Consider the following 21,265-nt stretch of genomic DNA (forward strand, 5'->3'; position numbering starts at 1 on the left):
CGCACCTCGCGGCCCGCGGGACTTCGCGCTCCATGCGCGGTTCGGGCACGAGGATGCCCCCGAGTCAGTTCCCTTTCCTATGCGCCATGCGGCCCCCAGGGCACGTAGATGAGACCCAGGACACCGTGAACGGTGGGCGCCGCCCACCGGTCAGCGGCCAGAGCATGGGGGGCACGCCCGGTCCCGTTCCGAACCCGGAAGCTAAGCCCCATCGCGCCGAGAGTACTGCGGGGCCAGCCCGTGGGAGGCCAGGGCGCCGCTGACCGGTGGACGGCACCGAGCCGTCAGAGGAAATGGAGAAGGGGGAGGCCTCGCGGCCTCCCCCTTTTTGCGTTATAGACACGTTGTGCTTTGGGACCTAGCTCCCTCTTATGCGCTCTTACTGTTTGGCTGTATTTTGAGCCCTTCTAGTGTATTTGAGCGATAATTACTCGCATTGGCGTTAGGGAGGGCTTGATGTTTACCGTATTTGTCTTGGGCAATATTGCTTCGGGTAAGTCGACTGCCTGCCGCTATTTCGAATCTCGTGGCGCTATGCTTATCGATCTGGATGAGCTTGCAAAATCGCTGTATGTGCCGGGCTCTGATATCGTCAATGCTCTCGCGGATGAATTCGGTTGGGACATTTTGGATGAGGAAGGCGCCATTCGCCGCAGCATCCTCGCTTCTCGAGCTTTCGCTTCTCCTGATTCGGTCGCACGGCTCAATGGTATCGTGCATCCCGTTCTCATTGAACAGCTTTCGCTTAGGATTCTCGATCCGGTTTGTTGTACGGTTTCGTCTCCCCGTTATCCCTTTGCGGTAGTCGAGGTTTCTGCTCCGACTGGTTTTGAGGATGCATTTGGCTTGGCTGATGAAATTCTGGTCATCAGCGCTCCTTTGTCAGTTCGTCGCGAGCGTGCTATACAACGTGGCATGGAGCCATCTGATTTCGATGCCCGTTCTGCTTGCCAGCCCGATGAGTCTGCGCTGTGCAATCTTGCTACAACGGTTATTGATAATGCGGCAGGCGATAACTCGCTCTTTGAACAACTGGATGCATGGCTTGCGCGCCATGGGTTCGTGGATGTTGTGGATAAGGAGGAGGCCGATGCCTAAGACACGTTTCCTTACTTGGTATCGCCTTATACCGCTGGCTGCCGTTTTTGTCTTCGGCCTTATCTCATTCGTTTACTCGTATGCTCCTGCTGCTTTCTTTAAACCGCTGTATCCGATTGACTACGAGGCGTATGTAAAGCAATCCAGCATTTCGCATAATTTGGATCCGTATTTGGTGTGTGCTGTCATTAAGTCTGAATCGAATTGGGATCCCGAGGCCGAGTCGAATCAAGGTGCTCAGGGATTGATGCAGCTGATGCCCGAGACTGCCCAGGATATGATCGCCAAGGGCCTTGTCGACGGTGGCGAGTATTCGGTCGACAACCTTAACGATCCGGCAACGAATATCGAGTTTGGCTGTGCGTATCTTTCGTATCTTCTAGCGTATTTTAACGGGTCGACTGACAGTGCCATTGCCGCCTATAACGCCGGCATGGGCAATGTCGACGGATGGGCGCAGCAGAGTACGTCGCTTCATAATGCAATTACCTTTCCCGAGACGCAGGCGTATCTGATTCGTGTCAATAATGCCTGGGTTCGCTACAAGACCCTCTATCCCGATCGGTTCGTATAGGACTATGCCTGCCGCCTGCGTATACTGCAGATATATGAGTTAGGAGTATCCATGGCGGAATTTGAAGTAGAACGCGTTGGTGGTGAACTTAAGCGCTTTGGCGTTGAAGGCTCTGACGTGCCGTTTAAGGTCGTGTCTCCCTATGACCCTGCAGGCTCTCAGCCTAAAGCCATTGAGTCGCTTGTGCAGGGTGTGAGGGACGGAGACCGCTATCAGGTTTTGCTGGGCGTGACTGGTTCGGGCAAGACCTTCACGATGGCAAAGACTATTGAGGCCCTGGGAAAGCCGACGCTGGTCATGGCTCCGAATAAAACGCTCGCCGCTCAGCTTGCGAGCGAGCTCAAAGAGTTCTTTCCCAACAACGCTGTGGTCTACTTCGTCTCGTACTATGACTACTATCAGCCCGAGGCGTATGTGCCGCAAAGCGATACATATATCGAGAAAGACTCCTCGATTAACGAAGAGGTCGAGATGCTGCGACATCAGGCGACCGCATCGCTGCTCTCTCGACGAGATGTGATTGTCGTCGCATCGGTCTCGTGTATCTATGGCATTGGCTCTCCTGAGGACTATGCGGGCCTAGCCCCGAACGTCGACAAGAAGGTGCCGCTCGAGCGCGATGACTTTATCCATGCACTTATCGACATTCAATATGATCGCAATGACTATGACCTTGCACGCGGCACGTTCCGCGTGCGCGGCGATGTTGTCGACGTGTATCCGCCTTATGCCGAGCATCCGTTGCGGTTTGAGTTCTTTGGTGACGAGGTCGAACTGATTGGCGAGATCGATGAGGTCACCGGCGAATTGCTGCGTGAGTACGAAGCAATTCCTGTGTGGCCGGCCTCGCACTATGTGACCGAGAAGCCGAAGGTCAAGGCGGCTCTGAAATCGATCAGCGAAGAGTGCGAGAAGCGCGTGGCGGAGCTCAAGGCGACCGACAAGTTGCTCGAGGCGCAGCGTCTGCAGCAGCGCACCGATTATGATCTTGAGATGCTCGAGACGATGGGCTTTTGCAACGGCATCGAGAACTACTCACGTCATCTGGACGGTCGCAAGCCGGGTGAGCCGCCGTTTACCCTGATCGATTACTTTCCTAAGGACATGCTCTGCATCATCGATGAGAGCCATGTGACGGTGCCGCAGATTCGCGGCATGCACGAAGGTGACCGCTCGCGTAAGGTGACGCTGGTGGAGCATGGTTTTCGCCTGCCCTCGGCGCTCGATAACCGCCCGCTTCGTTTCGATGAGTTTGAGGCAAGGATCCCCCAGTTTATCTATGTTTCGGCCACGCCGGGTGACTATGAGCTGCGAGTGAGCCAAAATGACGTTGAGCAGATCATTCGTCCGACCGGTCTGCTCGATCCCAAGATCGACGTTCGTCCGGTCCGAGGCCAGATTGACGATCTTGAGGACGAGATTCGCGAGCGCGTTGCCCGCAAGGAGCGTGTGCTGGTGACCACGTTGACCAAGCGCATGGCCGAGGACCTGACCGACCACCTGCTTGATGCGGGCATTAAGGTCAATTACATGCACTCCGATACGGCGACGATGGACCGTGTCGAGATCCTGCGAACGCTGCGCGAGGGCAAGATCGATGTTCTCGTTGGCATCAACCTGCTCCGCGAGGGTCTAGACCTTCCCGAGGTCTCGCTGGTGGCAATTCTCGACGCCGATAAGGAAGGCTTCTTGCGCAACCGCCGTTCGTTGATTCAGACGATTGGCCGCGCGGCCCGTAACGCCGACGGCGAGGTCATCATGTATGCAGACGTTGTGACCGATTCGATGAAAGAAGCCATCGAGGAGACGCAGCGCCGTCGCGAGATTCAGATGGCATATAACGAAGACCATGGCATTGTGCCCAAGACGGTCCGCAAGGCCATTAACGACATTTCGAGCTTTATTGCCGAGGCCGAAAAGACTGTGGGCTCGAAGGGACGCTCGAGAGGCGATTCACTGGGTCACGGTGCGTTCTATACACCCGACGAAAACGGCGAGGGCGCCGCGCCGGAGACGTCGGCACCCGAGCAGACGCTTGCCGAGCAGCTGGAAGGGCTACCGCACGACGAGCTCGTGCGGATCGTCGAGACCATGGAGGAAGACATGCGTAACGCCTCCGCCGCCATGGACTTTGAGGAGGCGGCGCGCCTGCGCGATGCCGTCGTTCAGATTCGGGCGATGCTCGAGGGTGCGTCTGAGGACGAGACGATCGAGCGCTTACGTTCGCAGGCCCGCAAGGGTTCCACGTTCGCATCGGGCAGAAAACGCCAGGGTGCACGGTTTAAGAAATAGCGAACAGGCCCCGAGTTCCCTGTGGAGCTCGGGGCCTGTATCCTTTGCGCGCTGGAATTCGTGCGCTAGAGGTCAGCGATTAGGGCTTCGGCACAACGGATGCCGTCGGTGGCCGCGCTCATGATGCCGCCGGCATATCCAGCTCCTTCACCACAAGGGTAGAGGCCCGGGGTCGACACGGCATGGCACGCTCGGTCTCGGGTGACAGTGACCGGTGAGCTCGAACGAGTCTCCACACCGGTAAGAACGGCATCGGGGCGGTCGTAGACTCGTAGCTTTTTTCCGAGTAGGGGAAGTCCCAGGCGGAGCGACTCGACGATATGCTGCGGGAGGGCATCGTCGATCGCCGTCCAGGTCACGCCAAGTGGATAGGTTGGTTTTACCTTTCCGGGTGCCGTGCTGGCGCGTCCTGCGAGGAAATCTCCGACGAGCTGTGCCGGTGCGTTCCAGTTGGAACCGCCCAGGCGATAGGCAGCCGCCTCGCAGGCACGCTGGAGCTCGATGCCGGCGAGCGGGTCATCGTTGGGAAGGTCCTCAGGCGTGACGTTAACGAGCAGAGCGGCATTTGCGTTGCGTCCGTCGCGGGCATTGAGACTGGCCCCGTTGACGCACAGATGGCACGGTTCTGAAGAGGCGGCAACAACCTGTCCGCCGGGGCACATGCAAAACGAGAACACGCTGCGGCCGTTGGGAAGATGGGCAACAAGTTTGTAAGGGGCCGCCCCGAGCGCTGGATGTCCCGCCGAGGCTCCATATTGGGCTCGGTCGATGTCGCGCTGCGGATGCTCGATGCGAACGCCCATGGCAAAGGTCTTTTGTGCGAGGGTCACGTTGTGGTCCTTAAGGAGCTCAAAAATATCGCGAGCAGAATGCCCGCAGGCGAGGATGAGGTGCTTTGTCTCGATTGGCTCGCAAGCGGCGTCTTGGGACGATTGGACATCAATACCGGTGATGGCGCCAGACACGTCGATGCGAATGTCGACGAGCCTCGTTCGATAACGGACGACACCTCCGAGCTGCTCGATGCGCTGGGATATAGCGGTGACAACCTTGGGAAGGATGTCGGAGCCAATGTGCGGCTTGGCATCCCACAGAATATCGCGGGGTGCACCCGCCTCGACGAAGGTTTCGAGGATAAGGCGATGGGCGGGATTTTTGGTTCCCGTATTGAGCTTGCCGTCCGAGAAGGTTCCCGCGCCGCCCAGGCCAAACTGGATATTGCTCTCGGGGTCGAGGATGCGCTCCTTTAGAAAGAGGTCGATCGCCTGCGAGCGGCGAAATGCCGGGTCGCCGCGCTCGATGAGCAAGGGCTTAAGACCTGCTTCGGCGAGCGTAAGCGCAGCGAAAAGGCCGGCACATCCGGCGCCGACAACGACGGGGCGTTCTTTGGGTGCGCCGGAAACGGGGGAGGGGAATGAAGGCCCATCGTCTTCTATCGCGCGTACGCGCGAGCGGTCGCGCTCGGCAACGTTGCCGACCGCTTCTCGCTCGAGGTGGGGACTAGTCAGCTCAACACGAAAGCTCAGGATAAAATGGACGTCTCGTTTTTTGCGAGCGTCGATTGACTTGCGGTGGAGCTCGATGGACTTGATCTCGGAGTCCTTGCAACGTAGGACGCGCTTGGCGACTCGCTTGCCAACAATGAGGCAGGCATTTTCATCGCCGGCTTCATCGAGCGACGCGTTGACTTGGGTGATTTCGATCATCGAGGTCTCCTTAGAGGCAAGAAAGAGGCCGTCCGGTATCCCAGACGGCCCGAATGCGTTTTTGATTATAGACTGCGTGGCTACAGGCTGCTTGCAGCGCGAATGCCCGAGAGCCAGGCCCACGCAAGGTTAAAGCCTCCACAATCGGCGTCGATGTCGAGCGCTTCGCCGCAGACGTAAAGCGGGGCGTCGACAACGCTGCGCGCGCGTAAACTGGGTGTTGAGATGCTCTCGACAGATACGCCACCACGCGTGACCTGCGCAGAGCGTTCCTCGGCTGTTCCCTCGACGAGCAACTTAAAGTGCTTGAGGATCGAGACCAGGTGGATGACATCATTGGAGCCTGGATGGCACTGCTCGAACGCTGTGCAGACGACGCGGGAGAGTTGCGGGGCGAGCATGCCGTCGAGCCAACGGGGATTGCGGGGCGAAAAGCTATCGAGCAGCTCAACGCGCCGGTTGAGCGTATCGAGCAATTCGTCTTTGGAGAGGTCGGGGAAAACGTCGAGCAGGATCGTATCGCCGCGCTGGATACGACGGGAGAGGTTGAAGACAGCGACGCCCGAGATGCCGAAGGTTCGAAACAGCACTTCACCGTCTTCGTGCCAGAGCTCACTATGGTTACGGGCGAGCGTCAAGCGGGCGCGGACGCGCAGGCCATCCAACGTCTTGAGTGCCGCCCGATCGCCAACGACCGTTGCCGAAACGGGGCAGAGGATGGGGCGCAGCGAAGTGAGGGGGAGGCGAAACGTATCGGCGATACCGGTGGGGCTGCCGCCCGTGGCGATAATTACGGCATGTGCCTGCAGGGTCTCGTTCTTGCGAGGGACATCGACGAGCGCTTTCCGAAGCGAGCGGAGCTCCGATTTTCGGTCGTCGTGCCTTTTTGCCTTGAGCGTCCGCGCTGGACGGTCTATTTGGAGTACCCAGCCTTCGGAAGCTTCGTGCGCCGAGGCAACGTTGGCTCCGCAGATTAAGGTGATACCTAGGCGGTCGCAAACGTTGAGAAGCGCGTCGCGCACCGATTCTGCGCGAAGGGAGCGCGGGTACAGCCGGCCTTCCTCGGAGGTTGTCATGATACCCAGCGAGGAGAAGAAACCCATAAGCTCTTGTTCGGGCTGGGGGCCCATGACGGATTCGACGAATGCGGGGTGGTTATACCGCTGAGGATCAATCGATTCGTTGGAGAGGTTGCAGCGGCCGTTACCGGTCGCAAGGAGCTTAAGGCCACAGGCGACATCGCGCTCAACGATGCAGACGCTTTTGCCAGCGCGTGCGGCCGTAATGGCAGCGGCGAGGCCTGAAGCCCCGCCGCCGATTACCAGGACGTCATAGAAGGCGCTCGCGTTCACTTAGGCCTCGTCGGTCTCGTGCGGGGTAATGGCCTCGACGGCAGAGACTGCCTTGGGCAACATGTCATCGGGCAGCGCGGTCTCGACCTCGCCCTTATCGCAGGCCTCGGCGAGTGCCGGATTAATGGGAAGCTGGCCCAAGATGTCGAGGTTATAGCGATCTGCGACCTCGGGGAGCTTGCTCTTGCCAAAGACCTCAATCTTCTTGCCGCAGTCGGGGCACTCAATATAGCTCATGTTCTCGACAATGCCCAGAATGGGGACGTTCATCTTCTCGGCCATGTTGACCGCCTTGGCGACGATCATCGAGACCAGATCCTGCGGGCTCGTGACGATGACGATGCCGTCGACGGGCAGCGACTGGAAGACGGTGAGCGCGACGTCGCCTGTTCCCGGAGGCATGTCGACCAGCAGGTAGTCGATGGGGCCCCACGAGGTCTCGCTCCAGAACTGCCTAATGGCGCCTGCGATGACCGGACCGCGCCAAAGGACGGGGTCGGTCTCGTTTTGGAGCAGCAGGTTGGAGCTCATGACCTTGACGCCGTGCTCGGAGATTTCGGGCAGCATAAGGTTGCCAAGGGCATGGACGTGGCGTCCGCTCATACCGAACATCTTGGGGATGGAGGGACCGGTGATGTCGGCATCGAGGACGCCGACCTTGTGGCCGTGACGGGCAAGCTCGGTGGCGATGGCACCGGTGACAAACGACTTGCCGACACCGCCCTTGCCGGAAAGCACGGCGATGACGCGCTTGACCTCGGACAGCGTGTTCTCCTCAAATTGCGACGGCGACGTTTGTCCGCCGGCGGCCTGTGCGTGTTCGCAACCCATGTATGACTCCTTTGTATATGTTGGGGCCGGGGCCCCGCGATGTGACACGAGCGTCATTGTACCCTCGTTTGCGAGCGGGAGTCATTTGTGATGCGCGGCGGGCGATCGATGGCATTCGAAAGCATGGGTCGGGTATGCGACGTGCGCGTGTCAGATAAAGCAAAAGGTCTGAGAATCTTGTATTACGAACATCTGTGCGCGTTGAGTGCGCTAAACTCATCGACGGTGTGATTTGAAGTTATAGGAGGCAAGGAGCTTCCATGTCTGATTCTTCTATCGTTATTCGCGGCGCTCGTGAGCACAACCTCCGTGATATCGATGTTTCCATTCCGCGTGACCAACTCGTGGTCATTACCGGTCTTTCTGGCTCGGGCAAGAGTTCGCTGGCATTCGACACTATCTATGCCGAGGGCCAGCGTCGATACGTCGAGAGCCTTTCGAGCTATGCGCGCCAGTTCTTGGGCCAGATGGACAAACCCGACTTGGATTCAATCGACGGCCTTTCGCCGGCGGTGTCGATCGACCAAAAGACGACGTCTAAAAACCCTCGCTCGACGGTTGGCACCGTAACCGAGGTTTACGACTATCTGCGCCTGCTGTTCGCCCGTGTGGGCACCCCTCACTGTCCCGAATGCGGCCGCGTCATTGAGCGCCAGACGACCGACCAGGTTGCCGACAAGGTCTTGGCCGCGGGGGAGGGTCGCCGCGCGTTTGTGCTGGCACCGGTGGTGCGCGGGCGAAAAGGCGAGTACACAAAACTGTTTGAGGACCTTCGCGCCGAGGGCTTTAGCCGCGTGCGTGTCGACGGTGAAGTGCGCTCGCTCGACGATCCGATCGATCTGGACAAGAAGTTTAAGCACGATATCGAGGTCGTGGTCGATCGCATCGTGATCCGCGAGAACTCTCTGGGCCGTATCGCCGAGTCTGTTGAGCAGGCGACCGCGCTGGCTCACGGCAATGTAAACGTGTACATGCTGCCCGATCGTGATGCTCCCGAGGGGACCGAGGGCGAGCTGCTGGAGTATTCGTTGGCCTTGGCGTGCCCGGAGCATGGACACTCCATTGACGATCTTCAGCCGCGTGATTTTTCGTTCAACGCGCCCTATGGCGCGTGCCCCGAGTGCGATGGCCTGGGCTTTAAGAAGACGGTCGATGCCGAAGCGCTAATCGAAGACCCCTCGAAGTCGATCGCCGACGGGGTCTTTGGCAGCCTGTTTGGCAACTCTAACTACTATCCGCAGATTTTCGCTGCGGTCTGCAAACACTTTAAGGTGAGCGTCGGTACGCCGTGGGAGGATCTGCCTCCGCGGGTGCGTCGCGCGTTTTTAGACGGCATGGGCGACCAGAAGATTTCGGTCGACTATCAAAAGCTCGATGGGCGTCGCAGCCAGTGGGACACCAAGTTCTCGGGCGTGCGCAATATCCTGTACGAGCGCTATAACGAGACGACGAATGAGAACACCAGGGCGCGCTTGGAGAAGTACATTCGCGAGGAGCCGTGCTCGAGTTGCCATGGTGCTCGTCTGCGCCCCGAGATGCTCGCCGTTACCGTAGGCGGTAAGTCCATTTACGAGGTCTGCTGCCTGTCGTGCCGCGAGTCGCTCGAGTTTTTTGAGGGCCTGGAGCTTACCGAGCGCCAACAATTTATCGGCGGGCGCATTGTTAAGGAAATCCTGGAGCGCCTGCGCTTTCTGGTCGATGTCGGACTCGACTATCTGACCCTCGACCGTGCCTCGGCGACGCTTTCCGGAGGCGAGGCCCAGCGCATTCGCCTGGCAACGCAGATCGGCGCCGGTCTCATGGGTGTCCTGTACATTTTGGACGAGCCATCGATCGGCCTTCATCAGCGCGATAACGAGCGCCTGATCAAGACACTTGAGCGCCTGCGCGATATCGGCAACACCGTCATCGTCGTCGAGCATGATGAGGATACGATTCGTGCTGCCGACTATGTGATCGACATGGGCCCCGGCGCGGGCGTGAACGGCGGACACGTGGTCGCCGCGGGAACGCCTGCCGATATCATGGCGTGCCCCGATTCGATGACGGGTGCCTACCTGACTGGCAAGCGAATGATTCGGGTTCCCGACAAGCGCCGCAAGCCCGGTCGCGGCTGCCTTAAGATCACGGGCGCCCGTGCCAATAACCTCAAAAACGTTACCGCCAAGATTGAGTTCGGTACGCTTACGGTCGTTACCGGCGTGTCGGGATCGGGCAAGAGCTCCCTGGTTACCGACACCATCGCGCCTGCCCTTACGAATGCCATTCATCGCTCGACGCGTCCCGTGGGCCCGTACAAAAAGCTCGAGGGTATCGAGTGCATCGATAAGGTGATCGACATTGACCAGTCGCCGATCGGCCGCACACCGCGTTCCAATCCCGCTACGTACATTGGCCTGTGGGATGATCTGCGCGCGCTGTTTGCGAGCACACCGGAGTCGAAGGCGCGCGGCTACTCGCCCGGACGTTTCTCCTTTAACGTGAGCGGCGGCCGCTGCGAAGCATGCAAGGGCGACGGACAAATCAAGATCGAGATGCACTTCCTTCCCGATATCTATGTCCCCTGCGAGGTCTGCGGCGGCAAGCGCTATAATCGCGAGACGCTTGAGGTCACCTACCGTGGTAAGACCATCTCTGACGTGCTCGACATGAGCGTCACCGAGGCGCTGGCTTTCTTTGGCAATATTCCTCAGATTAAGCGTAAGCTCCAGACTCTGTATGATGTGGGCTTGGGTTATGTGAGCTTGGGCCAGCCGGCAACGACGCTTTCGGGTGGCGAGGCACAGCGCGTAAAGCTCGCCAAGGAACTCCACCGCCGTCAGACGGGTAAGACGTTCTACATTCTGGATGAGCCGACGACCGGTCTCCATTTTGAGGATGTCCGCCAGCTGCTCGACGTGCTGCAGCGCCTGGTCGATGCGGGCAACACGGTTCTGGTGATCGAGCACAATCTCGATGTCATCAAGGTTGCCGACCGTCTGATCGATATGGGCCCCGAGGGCGGCAATGGCGGCGGAACTGTCGTGGTCTCGGGTACGCCAGAGCAGGTCGCGGCATGTTCACAGAGTTACACGGGCAAGTTCTTGGCCCCGCTGCTCGAGCGCGACCGCGAGCGTCAAGCACAACTCGACGCCCAGTAAAGAGACGCCGTCATGCGAGAAGCGCCACCGATTCCTTTCGATTCGGTGGCGCTTCTGTGTGTCGAGATGACGTATGCGGCTACATTGGACATATACTTAGGCGTTACGTTCGAATGCGAGGGAAGGGACATGCCATGGCAAAGGCTGCAAAGACGCCGAAAACCAATGCGATGCGCGAGCTGGAAAACGCCGGTATCTCCTATATTCTCCATACGTATGAAGACGATGGCGATGAGTCGGCGGGTTTAGGCGTTGCAATTTCGGAACAACTTGGCGAGGAGCCTGGCCAGGGTTTTAAGACCTTGGTTTGCGTGGCGCCGTCCAATGAACACGTTGTGTGCTGTATTCCCGTTGCCGACGAGCTTGACCTAAAGGCCGCCGCGCGCGCCGCTGGCGAAAAGTCGCTGACCATGATGCATGTTAAGGACTTGCTTGCCGCGACGGGGTATGTCCGGGGCGGCTGCAGTCCAGTCGGCATGAAAAAACGCTTTCGGACGCTGATCGATGAGACATGCGTCCTTTGGGATACCATTTTTATCTCAGGCGGTAAGCGTGGCTATCAGCTTGAGCTTGCCCCCGACGACTTAGTTGCATTTTGCGGGGCGACGGTTGCCCCGATCACGAGAGAGGACTGAACGATGCCGCAGGAAGAATCGAAGCGCGGGGCTCACTTTGCAAAGCGTTCGGCTTCTCAGACGCCCGCGCCTGAGGCTTCTTCGTCGCGAGATGACACTGACGACATGGGCTCGTCGGACTACTCCACGGTTGGTCGTTCCGCCGGGCTTATGACCATCCTGACCATCGTGTCTCGCGTCACCGGTTTTATCCGCACGTGGGCAATGGCGGCAGCTATCGGCATGTCGCTACTCTCGTCCTCCTATCAGGTCGCCAACAACCTGCCCAATATGCTCTACGAACTTGTGATGGGCGGCATGCTCGTGACGGCTTTTTTGCCCGTGTACATGGGCGTGAGGCGTGAGCAGGGTCGCGAGGCCTCGAACGAGTACGTGGGCAACCTGCTTGGTATTCTGCTTTTGGTGCTGGGTGGCATTTCGTTGCTGGGGACTGTGTTCGCCCCGGGCTTTATCTGGACGCAATCGTTCCTTTCGGGTGACGGCGGCAGCATGGATACCGCTGCGTTCATGTTCCGTTTCTTTGCCATCCAGATTCTGTTTTATGGTTTGGGCTCGGTGTTCTCGGGCGTTCTCAACGCACACCGCGACTACTTCTGGTCGACGTTTGCCCCGGTCCTCAACAATGTGATCGTCATTGCGAGCTTTATGGGTTTTGCGCCCGTGTCCGCACAGTTTGGCGAACGTGCCGGCATCATCTTGATTGCGGCCGGTACGACCCTCGGTGTCTTTGTTCAGATGGCATGTCAGATTCCCGCGCTTAGCAAGCACGGCGTGCATCCCCATATCCATATCGACTTTAAGGACCCCGCGCTGCGCCAGACGATTGCGCTCGGTATCCCGACGCTGCTCGCCACGGTGTGCATGTTTGTCTCGACTTCTATCACCAACGCTGCCGCGCTGGTGGTCCAGCCCGAGACTGGTCCTTCCGTCATCGCCTATGCGCGCCTGTGGTACACGCTGCCCTACGCGCTGATTGCCGCCTCGCTTTCGACGGCGCTCTATACCGAGCTCTCTCACGACGCACAGGAGAAGGATTACGACAGCGTACGCACGGGCATTTCGCGTGGCGTCGCCCAGATGCTGTTCTTCCTGATTCCGTTCGCACTGTACCTGATTGTCTTCGCACGTCCGCTCAACATGATCTACTGTGCTGGCAAGTTCGATGAATCCGGAGTGGCGCTGGTGTCCGAGTACCTTGTCTACCTGGCGCTCTCGCTGCCGCTCTACGGCGTGGTCGTGTTGATGCAGAAGAGCTTCTCTGCCTTGCTCGACATGAAGCCCTATAGCCGCTATTGCCTGTATTCCGCCATCGGCCAGGCCGGCTCGGTTCTGCTGTTTGGCGTTGTGCTGGGCTTCGGTATGCCGGCAATCGCGCTTTCGTATGTTGTCGACTACGTGATCTTGGTCGGCTGTTCGCTGTGGTGGCTGCGTCGTCGCCTGCGTGGCCTTCAGGTCAAATCTATCCTGCATGGCGGTTTCTTTGGCCTTTTGCTCGGTGGCCTAGGTGCTGCCGCAGGCGCCGGCGTCATGTGGGTGCTTGAACACTTTGTCGGGGCACTTGGCGGCTCGATTCTGATTACTCTTGGCTACGTTTGCGTTGCGGGTGTCGTCTCGCTTGCTGTTACCTTTGGCCTTGCCGTCGTCCTTAAGATGCCTGAGGTCTCGGCGCTGCTTCGTCGCAAGTAGGTGCGTGTGGCCGGTCACGACAACATTCCAACGCTTGCCGAGCAGGTTTCGCGCGTTCCCACACAGCCCGGATGCTACCTTTGGAAGGATGCCAAGGGCGATGTCATCTACGTGGGCAAGGCAAAAAACTTGCGTTCCCGTATGCGCCAGTACGTGACACTGCAGGATGAGCGTCAAAAGATCCCGCTGATGATGCAGCTGGTGGCGAGCTTTGACTATATCGTGGTGGAGACCGAGCACGAGGCGTTGGTGCTCGAGCGCAATTTGATTGGTCAGTACCATCCGTACTTTAACGTCGACCTCAAGGACGACAAGAGCTACCCCTTTATCGCCATTACAAAGGGCGACCTGTATCCCGCTATCAAATACACGCGTGAGCGTCATAAGCCGGGAACGCGCTATTTTGGACCCTATACCGATAGCCGTGCGGCACGTGAGACGATAGATACGCTGCGCAAGGTTATTCCCATTTGCTCCGCATCCTGTGCGGAGTGGCGTCGTTGCCGCCGTATCGTCGAGTCCCACAAGGGCGAGGAAGACATCGTCAATATGATTTGCGCGCAAAACGGGCGCCCCTGCTTTGACTACCATGTCGGGCGCGGACCGGGTGCGTGTGTCGGTGCGATTTCCCCGGCAGACTATGCCAAGAACGTCAAGCGTGTCGAGCGCTTTTTGTCGGGCCATCGCAAGGATGTCGTCGATGAGCTGACCTCCGAGATGACGGATGCCGCCGAGGCGCTCGACTTTGAGCGCGCGGCACGCGTCAAACGTCGTTTGGAGGTCATCAGGGGTCTGGACGATCGTCAGCAAGTCGTTTTTCCCTCCAGTGTCGATATCGATGTCATCGGTTTCTATCGCGAAGAGACCATCTCCGCCGCTTGCGTCTTCGTCGTTCGCGAGGGCCGAACAGTTCGCACCTGCGAGTTCATTCTCGACAAGGGTCTTGATGTTGACGAGGAAGAGCTCCAGTCGGGCTTTCTTAAACGCTATTACGATGAGACGGCTGATATTCCAGCTGAGGTCAACCTCTCCGTCGAGCTTGAGGATGCGGAGGCGCTGGGGGAGTGGCTTGCAGGCAAGCGCGAGCGTTCCTGCCATCTCCATAGGCCGCAGCGTGGCGAAAAGCACCGTTTGCTCGCTATGGCATCCAAAAATGCGCGCCATGCCCTCATGCGCTACATGATGCGAACGGGGTACGCTGACGACCGCACCAATCAAGCGCTCCTGGAGCTCGAAAGCGCGCTGGCGCTGCCGGCGCCGCCGATGCGCATCGAGTGCTTCGATATCTCGACGCTGCACGGAACCTTTACCGTCGCCTCGATGGTAGTGTTTACCAACGGGCGCGCTGACAAGAGCCAGTACCGTCGTTTTAAAATTCAGGCCGAATTGGACGAGGCAAACGACTTCGTGTCGATGTCCGAGGTTTTGGGACGACGCTACGCTCCCGAACGCATGGCCGATGAGCGCTTTGGCTCACGGCCCGATCTGCTTGTTGTCGACGGCGGCAAACCGCAATTGACGGCTGCGATCAAACAACTTGATGCCCTGGGGCTCGATATACCAGTTTGCGGCTTGGCAAAGGCCGATGAGGAGGTTTTCGTGCCTTGGGACGAGACGCCCGTCGTGCTGCCGACCGGGTCTGCTTCGCTCTATCTAATCAAACAGGTTCGCGATGAATCGCACCGTTTTGCAATTACATTCCATCGCGAGCTGCGCGATAAGGCCATGACGGTTTCGATGCTCGATGACGTTCCAGGGGTGGGACCCACCAGAAAACGTGCCATTATGCGTCATTTTGGCTCGATGAAGCGTTTGCGCGCGGCGAGCGAGCAAGAGATCGCGGAAGTTCGAGGCATTCCTGCCGATGTCGCCAAAGCGGTTCACGAGACGCTCGTTGCGTGGGATGCCGAGCGTTCCGGGGCGGCGGCAAAGCAATCCGAAAACTAAACACGAGCCTAAACAGCTGATATACATGATTGCGTCATTTTCAACCATTTATTTCGCCATGATTGCCTGCTGGTTTCGGGTTTTATTAACGCTAAAACGTTTGACTAACCCAAGTGAAAACCCTGCTATCCTGCGGGTTGACGAAGACTGATATCTCACCTCGTCGATACATACTGTCTGGCGAATCATTTGTCAATGAATTCGGTGAACGGTAGTAAATACCGTTCAAGCGGATGTATGTATCGGTCGCCGAGCGCGGCACCTCAGTTGGGTTCGTCGGTAGGTAAGGTATATATCGTCCGCAAGTTGCGCGGGGGCAAGTCTAGGTGCTCCCGAGTAAGATTCTCTACTGATAGGAGAAGACATGGCCATCATCAACAAGGGTATGTCCAGGCGTTCGTTCCTCGGCCTCACCGGCAGCGTCGCTGCTGTCGCCGGCCTTGGTCTCACTGGCTGCGGTGGCAGCTCTAGCGACGAGGGTTCCGCTTCCGGCTCCACCGATTCCGCCAACCGTGGCGGCGGCGTGATCACCGCTGGTTCCGCTTACGCTCCGTCCAGCTTCGATCCCGCCACCACCGGTTCCGCTGTTGGCCTGGGTGCCAACTGGCATGTCATCGAGGGCCTCTACGGCATCGATTACCACGACTACAGCACTTTCAACGAGCTCGCTACTGACGATCCCAAGTCTGTGGATGACACCACCTTCGAGGTCACCATCCGTAAGGGCGCCAAGTTCTCCGATGGCACTGAGGTCACCGCTGACGACGTTGTGGCTTCCTACAACGCTTGCGCCGCTTCCGCTACCTATGCTCCGTTCTTCCAGCCTTTCGAGTCCATCGAGGCCAAGGACGCCAGTACCGTGACGGTCAAGACCAAGGTCCCCAACTTCTCCCTGCTCAAGGATCGTCTGGCCATCATCCGCGTTACCCCGGCCACCCAGGCCGAGGAGGATCGCGCCAAGCAGCCGATCGGCTCCGGCCCCTGGATGTACGATGCCATCTCCGACACCGAGATCACCCTGGTTCCCAACCCCGAGTACAACGGTGAGTATGCTGCCGAGGACGAGAAGATCCAGTACAGCATCCTGACCGACCCCACCGCTCGCGTCACTGCTCAGCAGGAAGGCTCCACGCTCGTCATGGAGCTCGTTACCGCTGACGCCGTCGATCAGCTCGAGAGCGCTGGCTGCAAGATTGACAACGTTCAGGGCTTCGGTACCCGCTTCATCATGTTCAACGTCGCCAAGGCGCCTTGGAACGACGTCAAGGTCCGTCAGGCCGTTATGTATGCGCTCGACACCGAGAAGATGATCAGCAACACCTTCGCCGGCCTTGCTACCGCCGCCAGCTGCTACCTGCCCAAGAGCTTTACCAACTATCATGAGGCCTCCACGGTGTACAAGACCGACGCCAAGAAGGCTAAGAAGCTCATCGAGGAGTCCGGCATCACCCCGGGCGCCATCACCCTGCGCACCACCGATAACGAGCAGATCAAGGGCATGGCTGCCCAGGTCAAGAACGACCTTGACGCTCTCGGCTTCGATGTGACCATCCAGACCGATACCTCGCCGGCCACCTACGCTGCCATCGACGGCGGCGAGGCTTACGATATCCTCCTTGCCCCTGGCGATCCTTCCTGCTTCGGCGCTGACCCCGACCTGCTGCTCAACTGGTGGTTTGGCGACAACGTCTGGATGCAGACCCGTTGCCCGTGGAAGGAGTCCGCTGAGTGGGAGAAGCTCCACGGACTCATGGACGAGGCTCTTGCCGCCGAGGGCGACGAGCAGCAGAAGAAGTGGAACGAGTGCTTCGACATCATCGCCGACAACGCCGTTCTGTACCCCGTTGTCCACGTCAAGACCGTCTCTGCTTCTTGGGACGATCCGTCCACCGCGCCCAACGGCGAGGCCCTCGATGGTTTCAAGGGCATCGGCACGACGAGCATGTCCTTTAAGGGCGTCGCGACCATCAAGGCGTAAGACTCGCTTGAGTCTATATGCAGGATACCGGTCGTTGAGACCGTATCCTCATAGTTGAAACAAAGACCCGGGCGGCAACGATGTCGCTCGGGTCTTGTAATGAGTATCCGTACTCATATACCAGTTGGTCCTACCGACAAAAGAAAGGGGAGAGAACGTGAACAACTTTCTACGTTTGATTGGAAGGCGTCTTGTCGCGCTGCCGATCATGGCATTGGGCGTCACCGTCCTGGTGTTCTTCCTTATGTCGTTCTCCAAGACCGACCCCGCCTACACGGCGTTGGGTGACGGTGCCTCGCCCGAGGCGGTTGCCGAGTACCATGAGAAGTATGGTCTGGACGACCCCTGGCCCGTGCGTTATGTGCGCTATATGGGCGACTTGATCCACGGCGACATGGGCACCTACGGCGCTGCTCGTAACTCTGTTGCCAAGCGCATCTCCACGGCCCTGCCCGTCACGATGCAGCTGACCTTTATCGGTCTTGCCATCGGCGCGGTCGTTTCGTTTTTGCTCGGCGTCATCGCGGCACTGTATCGCGATAAATGGCCGGACCAAGTGATCCGCGTCTTTTCCATTGCCGGCTTGGCAACCCCGTCGTTCTGGCTTGCCGTTCTGTTGATTTTGCTGTTCTCTTCCTACCTTAAGGTGCTCCCGGCATCGGGCGCCCTGCCTCACTTCACCACGAATCCGGCTGGTTATCTGGGACGCATGATCATGCCCGCCATCGCCTTGGCATTTCCGCTGACGGGCCAGATGACTCGTATCGTGCGTACCGCCATGGTCGAGGAGCTCGATAAGGACTATGTCCGTATGGCTCGCGGTGCCGGCGTTCCCGAAAAGGTCGTCGTCGGTATCAACGTTCTTCGCAATGCGCTGATTACCCCGGTCACCACCCTCGGCCTTAAGATCGGCTACCTCATGGGCGGTGCCGTCGTCATTGAGGTTATCTTCAACCTCCCGGGCATGGGTACCGCGATTCTGCAGGGCGTTCAGGGCAACGAGGCGAACTTGGTTCAGGGCGTCGTCATCGTCGTTGCTCTTGCCTTCATCATCATCAACATCGTGGTTGACATGCTCTACCTGCTCATCAACCCGCGCATCAGGACGGTGTAGATTATGGTAAAGATTCGAGAGAAGCAAACCGAGCAGCTCGAGAAGGCTGCTTCCAAGGGGCTCAAGCTCGGTGGCTGGAAGAAGATGGCGCTATCTTCTAAGATTGCCGCCGTCGTGCTGGTGCTGGTCGCCCTGACTGCGATCCTGGCACCCCTGCTTGCCCCCTATAGCCCGGTCGATATTTTCACCGCGCGCCAGGCGCCTGGTGGCGGCTTTATCTTCGGTACCGACGACAAGGGCCGCGACATCCTTTCGCGTATGCTCTACGGCGGCCGTTACTCGCTGATCATCGGCTTTGGTGCTACCGCCATGGCTTTGGTCTGCGGCTCTGTTGTCGGCGCTCTTGCGGCGGTTTCGCGCAAGTCTGTCTCTGAGGCGATCATGCGTATCCTGGACATCATCATGTCCATCCCGGGTATCGCCCTCGCAGCCGTCTTCGTTTCCATCCTGGGCAATTCCGTGCCGTCGATCATCTTTGCGATCGGCTTTATGTACACCCCGCAGATCGCCCGTATCGTGCGCGCCAACATCGTGTCCGAGTACGGCGAGGACTATGTCCGCGCGGTCATCGTGTCCGGCGCCAAGGCTCCGTGGATTCTGATCAAGCATGTTCTGCGCAACTGCATCGCCCCGATCATGGTCTTTACCGTCACCCTGGTCGCAGACGCCATCATCTTCGAGGCTTCGCTGACCTTCATCGGCGCTGGCATCCAGGAGCCCACCGCTACGTGGGGCAACATTCTTGCCGACGCCCGCGGTGGCGTGCTCGCCGGCCGTTGGTGGCAGGCGCTGTTCCCGGGCCTGGCCATTATGATCACCTGCCTGGCACTCAACATCCTGTCCGAGGGCATTACCGACGCTATGGCCGCCGCTCCCTCCGCTGCCCTGGATCCGACCGATTCTTCCAAGCGCCGCGAGGCCGACCTGCTGGTCTCCGACCCCGTTCGTGCCTACAAGGAGCAGGCTCAGTCCCTCTCCGCTCGCCTTGGCGCCCTGCGCGATGTCGAGCTCAAGCGTAACGACCGCCACGTGCCCGATGAGTCTGTCGAGCCGATCCTTTCGGTCCGCGATTTCTGCATCCAGTTTGAGCACCACGGTGATATCAACGTCGTCGACCATGTCAACTTTGATGTCCGCCCCGGTCAGACCATGGGTCTGGTGGGCGAGTCCGGTTGCGGTAAGTCCATCACCACGCTGGCCATCATGGGCCTGACCGATGAGGACGAGCATCTTTCCGGCGAGGTCCTCTGGGAAGGCCGTGACCTGCTCAAGATGAGCAAGAAGGAGTGGTTCGGCCTGCGCGGTACCGATATCGCCATGGTTTATCAGGACGCTCTGTCCTCGCTCAACCCCTCGATGCTCATCTCCGCTCAGATGAAGCAGCTCACCAAGCGCGGCGGCACCCGCAGCGCCGAGGAGCTCCTGGAGCTCGTTGGACTCGATCCCAAGCGTACGCTCGAGAGCTATCCGCACGAGCTTTCCGGCGGCCAGCGTCAGCGCGTCCTGATCGCTATGGCTCTTACCCGCGACCCCAAGCTGGTTATCTGCGACGAGCCCACGACCGCTCTGGACGTTACCGTCCAGAAGCAGGTCATCAAGCTGCTCAACGATCTTCAGGCCAAGCTCGGCTTTGCCATGATCTTCGTCTCGCACGACTTGGCTCTGGTCGCCGAGGTTGCCCATAACATCACGGTTATGTACGCCGGTCAGGTTATCGAGCAGGCGCCCACCAAGGAGCTGCTCACCAACCCGATTCACGAGTACACCCGCGGTCTTCTGGGCTCCGTTCTGTCCATCGAGAGCGGTTCGGGCCGCCTGCACCAGGTGCCCGGCGCCGTTCCGAGCCCGCGCGATTTCCCCAAGGGCGATCGCTTCGCGCCCCGCTCGAGCCATCCGCGCATTGGCCTGGACACCCGTCCGGTCTTCAAGCGCGTGCCTGGCACCGAGCACTTCTATTCCGAGCTCCCCGACGAGGTGCTCAAGGCAAATGGTTTGACCCCTCACGCGGAGGTGATGTAGATGAGCGAGACCGCAGTCAACGGCGTCGAGCCGATCATCTTCCTTGATGATGTTCACGTCACCTTTAGGACCCGTACCGGCTCGATTCTGCACCCCAACCTGGTTCACGCCGTCCAGGGTGTAACGATTAAGCTCATGCCCGGACAGACCATCGGCATCGTCGGCGAGTCCGGTTGCGGCAAGTCCACCACCGCCAACGTCATGTGCGGCCTGCAGGCCCCCACGAGCGGCAAGGTCTACTTTAAGGGCAAGGACGTTACCAAGCGTACCGCCGAGGACCGTCGCCACATGGGTCGCGTCATCTCGGTCGTGTTCCAAAACCCGGCCACGGCGCTCAACCCCCGCATGGTCGTTCGCGAGCAGTTGCTCGACCCCATGCGCGTCCACAACCTGGGCACCGAGGCAGAGCAGGAGAAGCGCGTCAAGGAGCTCCTGGAGCTTACCGGTCTGCCCAGCTCTGCCGCCGAGGTTCTTCCCGGCCAGCTTTCGGGTGGTCAGCGCCAGCGCGTGGCAATTGCCCGTGCCCTGTCGCTGAACCCCGACGCTATCATCGCCGATGAGCCCACCTCGGCTCTGGACGTTTCGGTCCGCGCGCAGATTCTCAACCTGCTGACCGACCTTAAGAAGGAGCTCGGCCTGGCCATGGTGTTCATTAGCCATGACATCCAGACGGTCCGCTATATATCCGACGACATCATCGTCATGAATGGTGGCAAGATCGTCGAGCAGGGCGAGGCCAAGCAGGTCTTCCAGCACCCCCAGGACCCCTACACCAAGATGCTGCTCGGCGCTGCGCCGTCGCTGCTGCACCCCAAGCTCGGCGAGTAAGTTCGCTTTCCCTCCCGTGCGCCCGGTTCCCTTGCCGGGCGCACCTCCGTTGCGATTTCGAAAGG

The 21,265-nt window shown here is 59.1% G+C and carries 14 protein-coding genes and 1 rRNA gene; 12 read left to right on the forward strand and 3 right to left on the reverse strand.

From position 1 onward, the window contains the following. The first annotated feature begins 149 nt into the window (after positions 1 to 149). From rrf to uvrB, 4 genes are all read left to right on the forward strand, one after another. Positions 150 to 265 (forward strand): 5S ribosomal RNA (gene rrf / locus DXD49_RS07990). 191 nt (positions 266 to 456) lie between these two features. Further along, the gene (coaE, locus tag DXD49_RS07995) at positions 457 to 1,098 is read left to right on the forward strand and encodes a dephospho-CoA kinase (RefSeq protein ID WP_117743847.1); all 642 of its coding nucleotides are present in this window, start codon (positions 457 to 459) and stop codon (positions 1,096 to 1,098) included. Continuing rightward, complete coding sequence (locus tag DXD49_RS08000; RefSeq protein WP_117763877.1) at positions 1,091 to 1,672, forward strand: lytic transglycosylase domain-containing protein; 582 nt, start codon at positions 1,091 to 1,093, stop codon at positions 1,670 to 1,672. Before coaE ends, DXD49_RS08000 begins: the two co-directional genes overlap by 8 nt. Positions 1,673 to 1,723: 51 nt before the next feature. Further along, positions 1,724 to 3,964, forward strand: a complete 2,241-nt coding sequence (gene uvrB / locus DXD49_RS08005) for an excinuclease ABC subunit UvrB (RefSeq protein ID WP_117763876.1) — start codon at positions 1,724 to 1,726, stop codon at positions 3,962 to 3,964. A 65-nt stretch (positions 3,965 to 4,029) separates the two neighbouring features. On the opposite strand, the gene DXD49_RS08010 is transcribed toward uvrB, so the two are convergent. The 3 genes from DXD49_RS08010 to DXD49_RS08020 form a co-directional block, all read right to left on the reverse strand. After that, the gene (locus DXD49_RS08010) at positions 4,030 to 5,670 is read right to left on the reverse strand and encodes an NAD(P)/FAD-dependent oxidoreductase (protein ID WP_117794682.1); all 1,641 of its coding nucleotides are present in this window, start codon (positions 5,668 to 5,670) and stop codon (positions 4,030 to 4,032) included. Between the two features lie 80 nt (positions 5,671 to 5,750). Then, on the reverse strand, positions 5,751 to 7,022 hold the full coding sequence (locus tag DXD49_RS08015; protein ID WP_117794683.1) for an NAD(P)/FAD-dependent oxidoreductase: 1,272 nt from the start codon (positions 7,020 to 7,022) through the stop codon (positions 5,751 to 5,753). After that, positions 7,023 to 7,853 (reverse strand): Mrp/NBP35 family ATP-binding protein, encoded by an 831-nt coding sequence (locus DXD49_RS08020; RefSeq protein WP_117743842.1) that lies wholly within the window; start codon positions 7,851 to 7,853, stop codon positions 7,023 to 7,025. Positions 7,854 to 8,113: 260 nt separating this feature from the next. On the opposite strand from DXD49_RS08020, the gene uvrA reads away from it, so the two are divergent. From uvrA to DXD49_RS08060, 8 genes are all read left to right on the forward strand, one after another. Beyond that, on the forward strand, positions 8,114 to 10,993 hold the full coding sequence (gene uvrA / locus DXD49_RS08025; RefSeq protein ID WP_117763872.1) for an excinuclease ABC subunit UvrA: 2,880 nt from the start codon (positions 8,114 to 8,116) through the stop codon (positions 10,991 to 10,993). A gap of 134 nt (positions 10,994 to 11,127) precedes the next feature. Beyond that, positions 11,128 to 11,628, forward strand: coding sequence for a Cys-tRNA(Pro) deacylase (gene ybaK, locus DXD49_RS08030; protein WP_117735354.1), 501 nt, complete (start codon positions 11,128 to 11,130; stop codon positions 11,626 to 11,628). Positions 11,629 to 11,631: 3 nt separating this feature from the next. Continuing rightward, a complete protein-coding gene (gene murJ / locus DXD49_RS08035; RefSeq protein WP_233541777.1) occupies positions 11,632 to 13,314 on the forward strand; it encodes a murein biosynthesis integral membrane protein MurJ in 1,683 nt (560 codons plus the stop codon). 6 nt (positions 13,315 to 13,320) lie between these two features. Further along, entirely contained in the window at positions 13,321 to 15,261 is a 1,941-nt protein-coding gene (gene uvrC / locus DXD49_RS08040) for an excinuclease ABC subunit UvrC (protein ID WP_369831616.1), read from the forward strand. Positions 15,262 to 15,625: 364 nt separating this feature from the next. Then, complete coding sequence (locus DXD49_RS08045) at positions 15,626 to 17,239, forward strand: ABC transporter substrate-binding protein (RefSeq protein ID WP_117794685.1); 1,614 nt, start codon at positions 15,626 to 15,628, stop codon at positions 17,237 to 17,239. A gap of 157 nt (positions 17,240 to 17,396) precedes the next feature. Further along, on the forward strand, positions 17,397 to 18,353 hold the full coding sequence (locus DXD49_RS08050; RefSeq protein ID WP_022094871.1) for an ABC transporter permease: 957 nt from the start codon (positions 17,397 to 17,399) through the stop codon (positions 18,351 to 18,353). Between the two features lie 3 nt (positions 18,354 to 18,356). After that, a complete protein-coding gene (locus tag DXD49_RS08055; RefSeq protein WP_117735351.1) occupies positions 18,357 to 20,372 on the forward strand; it encodes a dipeptide/oligopeptide/nickel ABC transporter permease/ATP-binding protein in 2,016 nt (671 codons plus the stop codon). Further along, positions 20,373 to 21,200, forward strand: a complete 828-nt coding sequence (locus DXD49_RS08060; protein ID WP_006236159.1) for an ABC transporter ATP-binding protein — start codon at positions 20,373 to 20,375, stop codon at positions 21,198 to 21,200. It abuts the gene before it with no gap. Positions 21,201 to 21,265: the final 65 nt, after the last annotated feature.

It is taken from the genome of Collinsella sp. TM05-38, from assembly GCF_003466445.1.
In the GTDB taxonomy this organism is placed as follows: Bacteria; Actinomycetota; Coriobacteriia; order Coriobacteriales; family Coriobacteriaceae; genus Collinsella.

Coding starts and splice junctions, on each gene's coding strand:
- DXD49_RS08045 (WP_117794685.1), top strand. CDS start 15,626: ATGGCCATCATCAACAAGGGTATGTCCAGGCGTTCGTTCCTCGGCCTC.
- ybaK (WP_117735354.1), top strand. CDS start 11,128: ATGGCAAAGGCTGCAAAGACGCCGAAAACCAATGCGATGCGCGAGCTG.
- uvrB (WP_117763876.1), top strand. CDS start 1,724: ATGGCGGAATTTGAAGTAGAACGCGTTGGTGGTGAACTTAAGCGCTTT.
- DXD49_RS08060 (WP_006236159.1), top strand. CDS start 20,373: ATGAGCGAGACCGCAGTCAACGGCGTCGAGCCGATCATCTTCCTTGAT.
- DXD49_RS08020 (WP_117743842.1), bottom strand. CDS start 7,853: ATGGGTTGCGAACACGCACAGGCCGCCGGCGGACAAACGTCGCCGTCG.
- DXD49_RS08010 (WP_117794682.1), bottom strand. CDS start 5,670: ATGATCGAAATCACCCAAGTCAACGCGTCGCTCGATGAAGCCGGCGAT.
- DXD49_RS08055 (WP_117735351.1), top strand. CDS start 18,357: ATGGTAAAGATTCGAGAGAAGCAAACCGAGCAGCTCGAGAAGGCTGCT.
- murJ (WP_233541777.1), top strand. CDS start 11,632: ATGCCGCAGGAAGAATCGAAGCGCGGGGCTCACTTTGCAAAGCGTTCG.
- coaE (WP_117743847.1), top strand. CDS start 457: ATGTTTACCGTATTTGTCTTGGGCAATATTGCTTCGGGTAAGTCGACT.
- uvrA (WP_117763872.1), top strand. CDS start 8,114: ATGTCTGATTCTTCTATCGTTATTCGCGGCGCTCGTGAGCACAACCTC.
- DXD49_RS08000 (WP_117763877.1), top strand. CDS start 1,091: ATGCCTAAGACACGTTTCCTTACTTGGTATCGCCTTATACCGCTGGCT.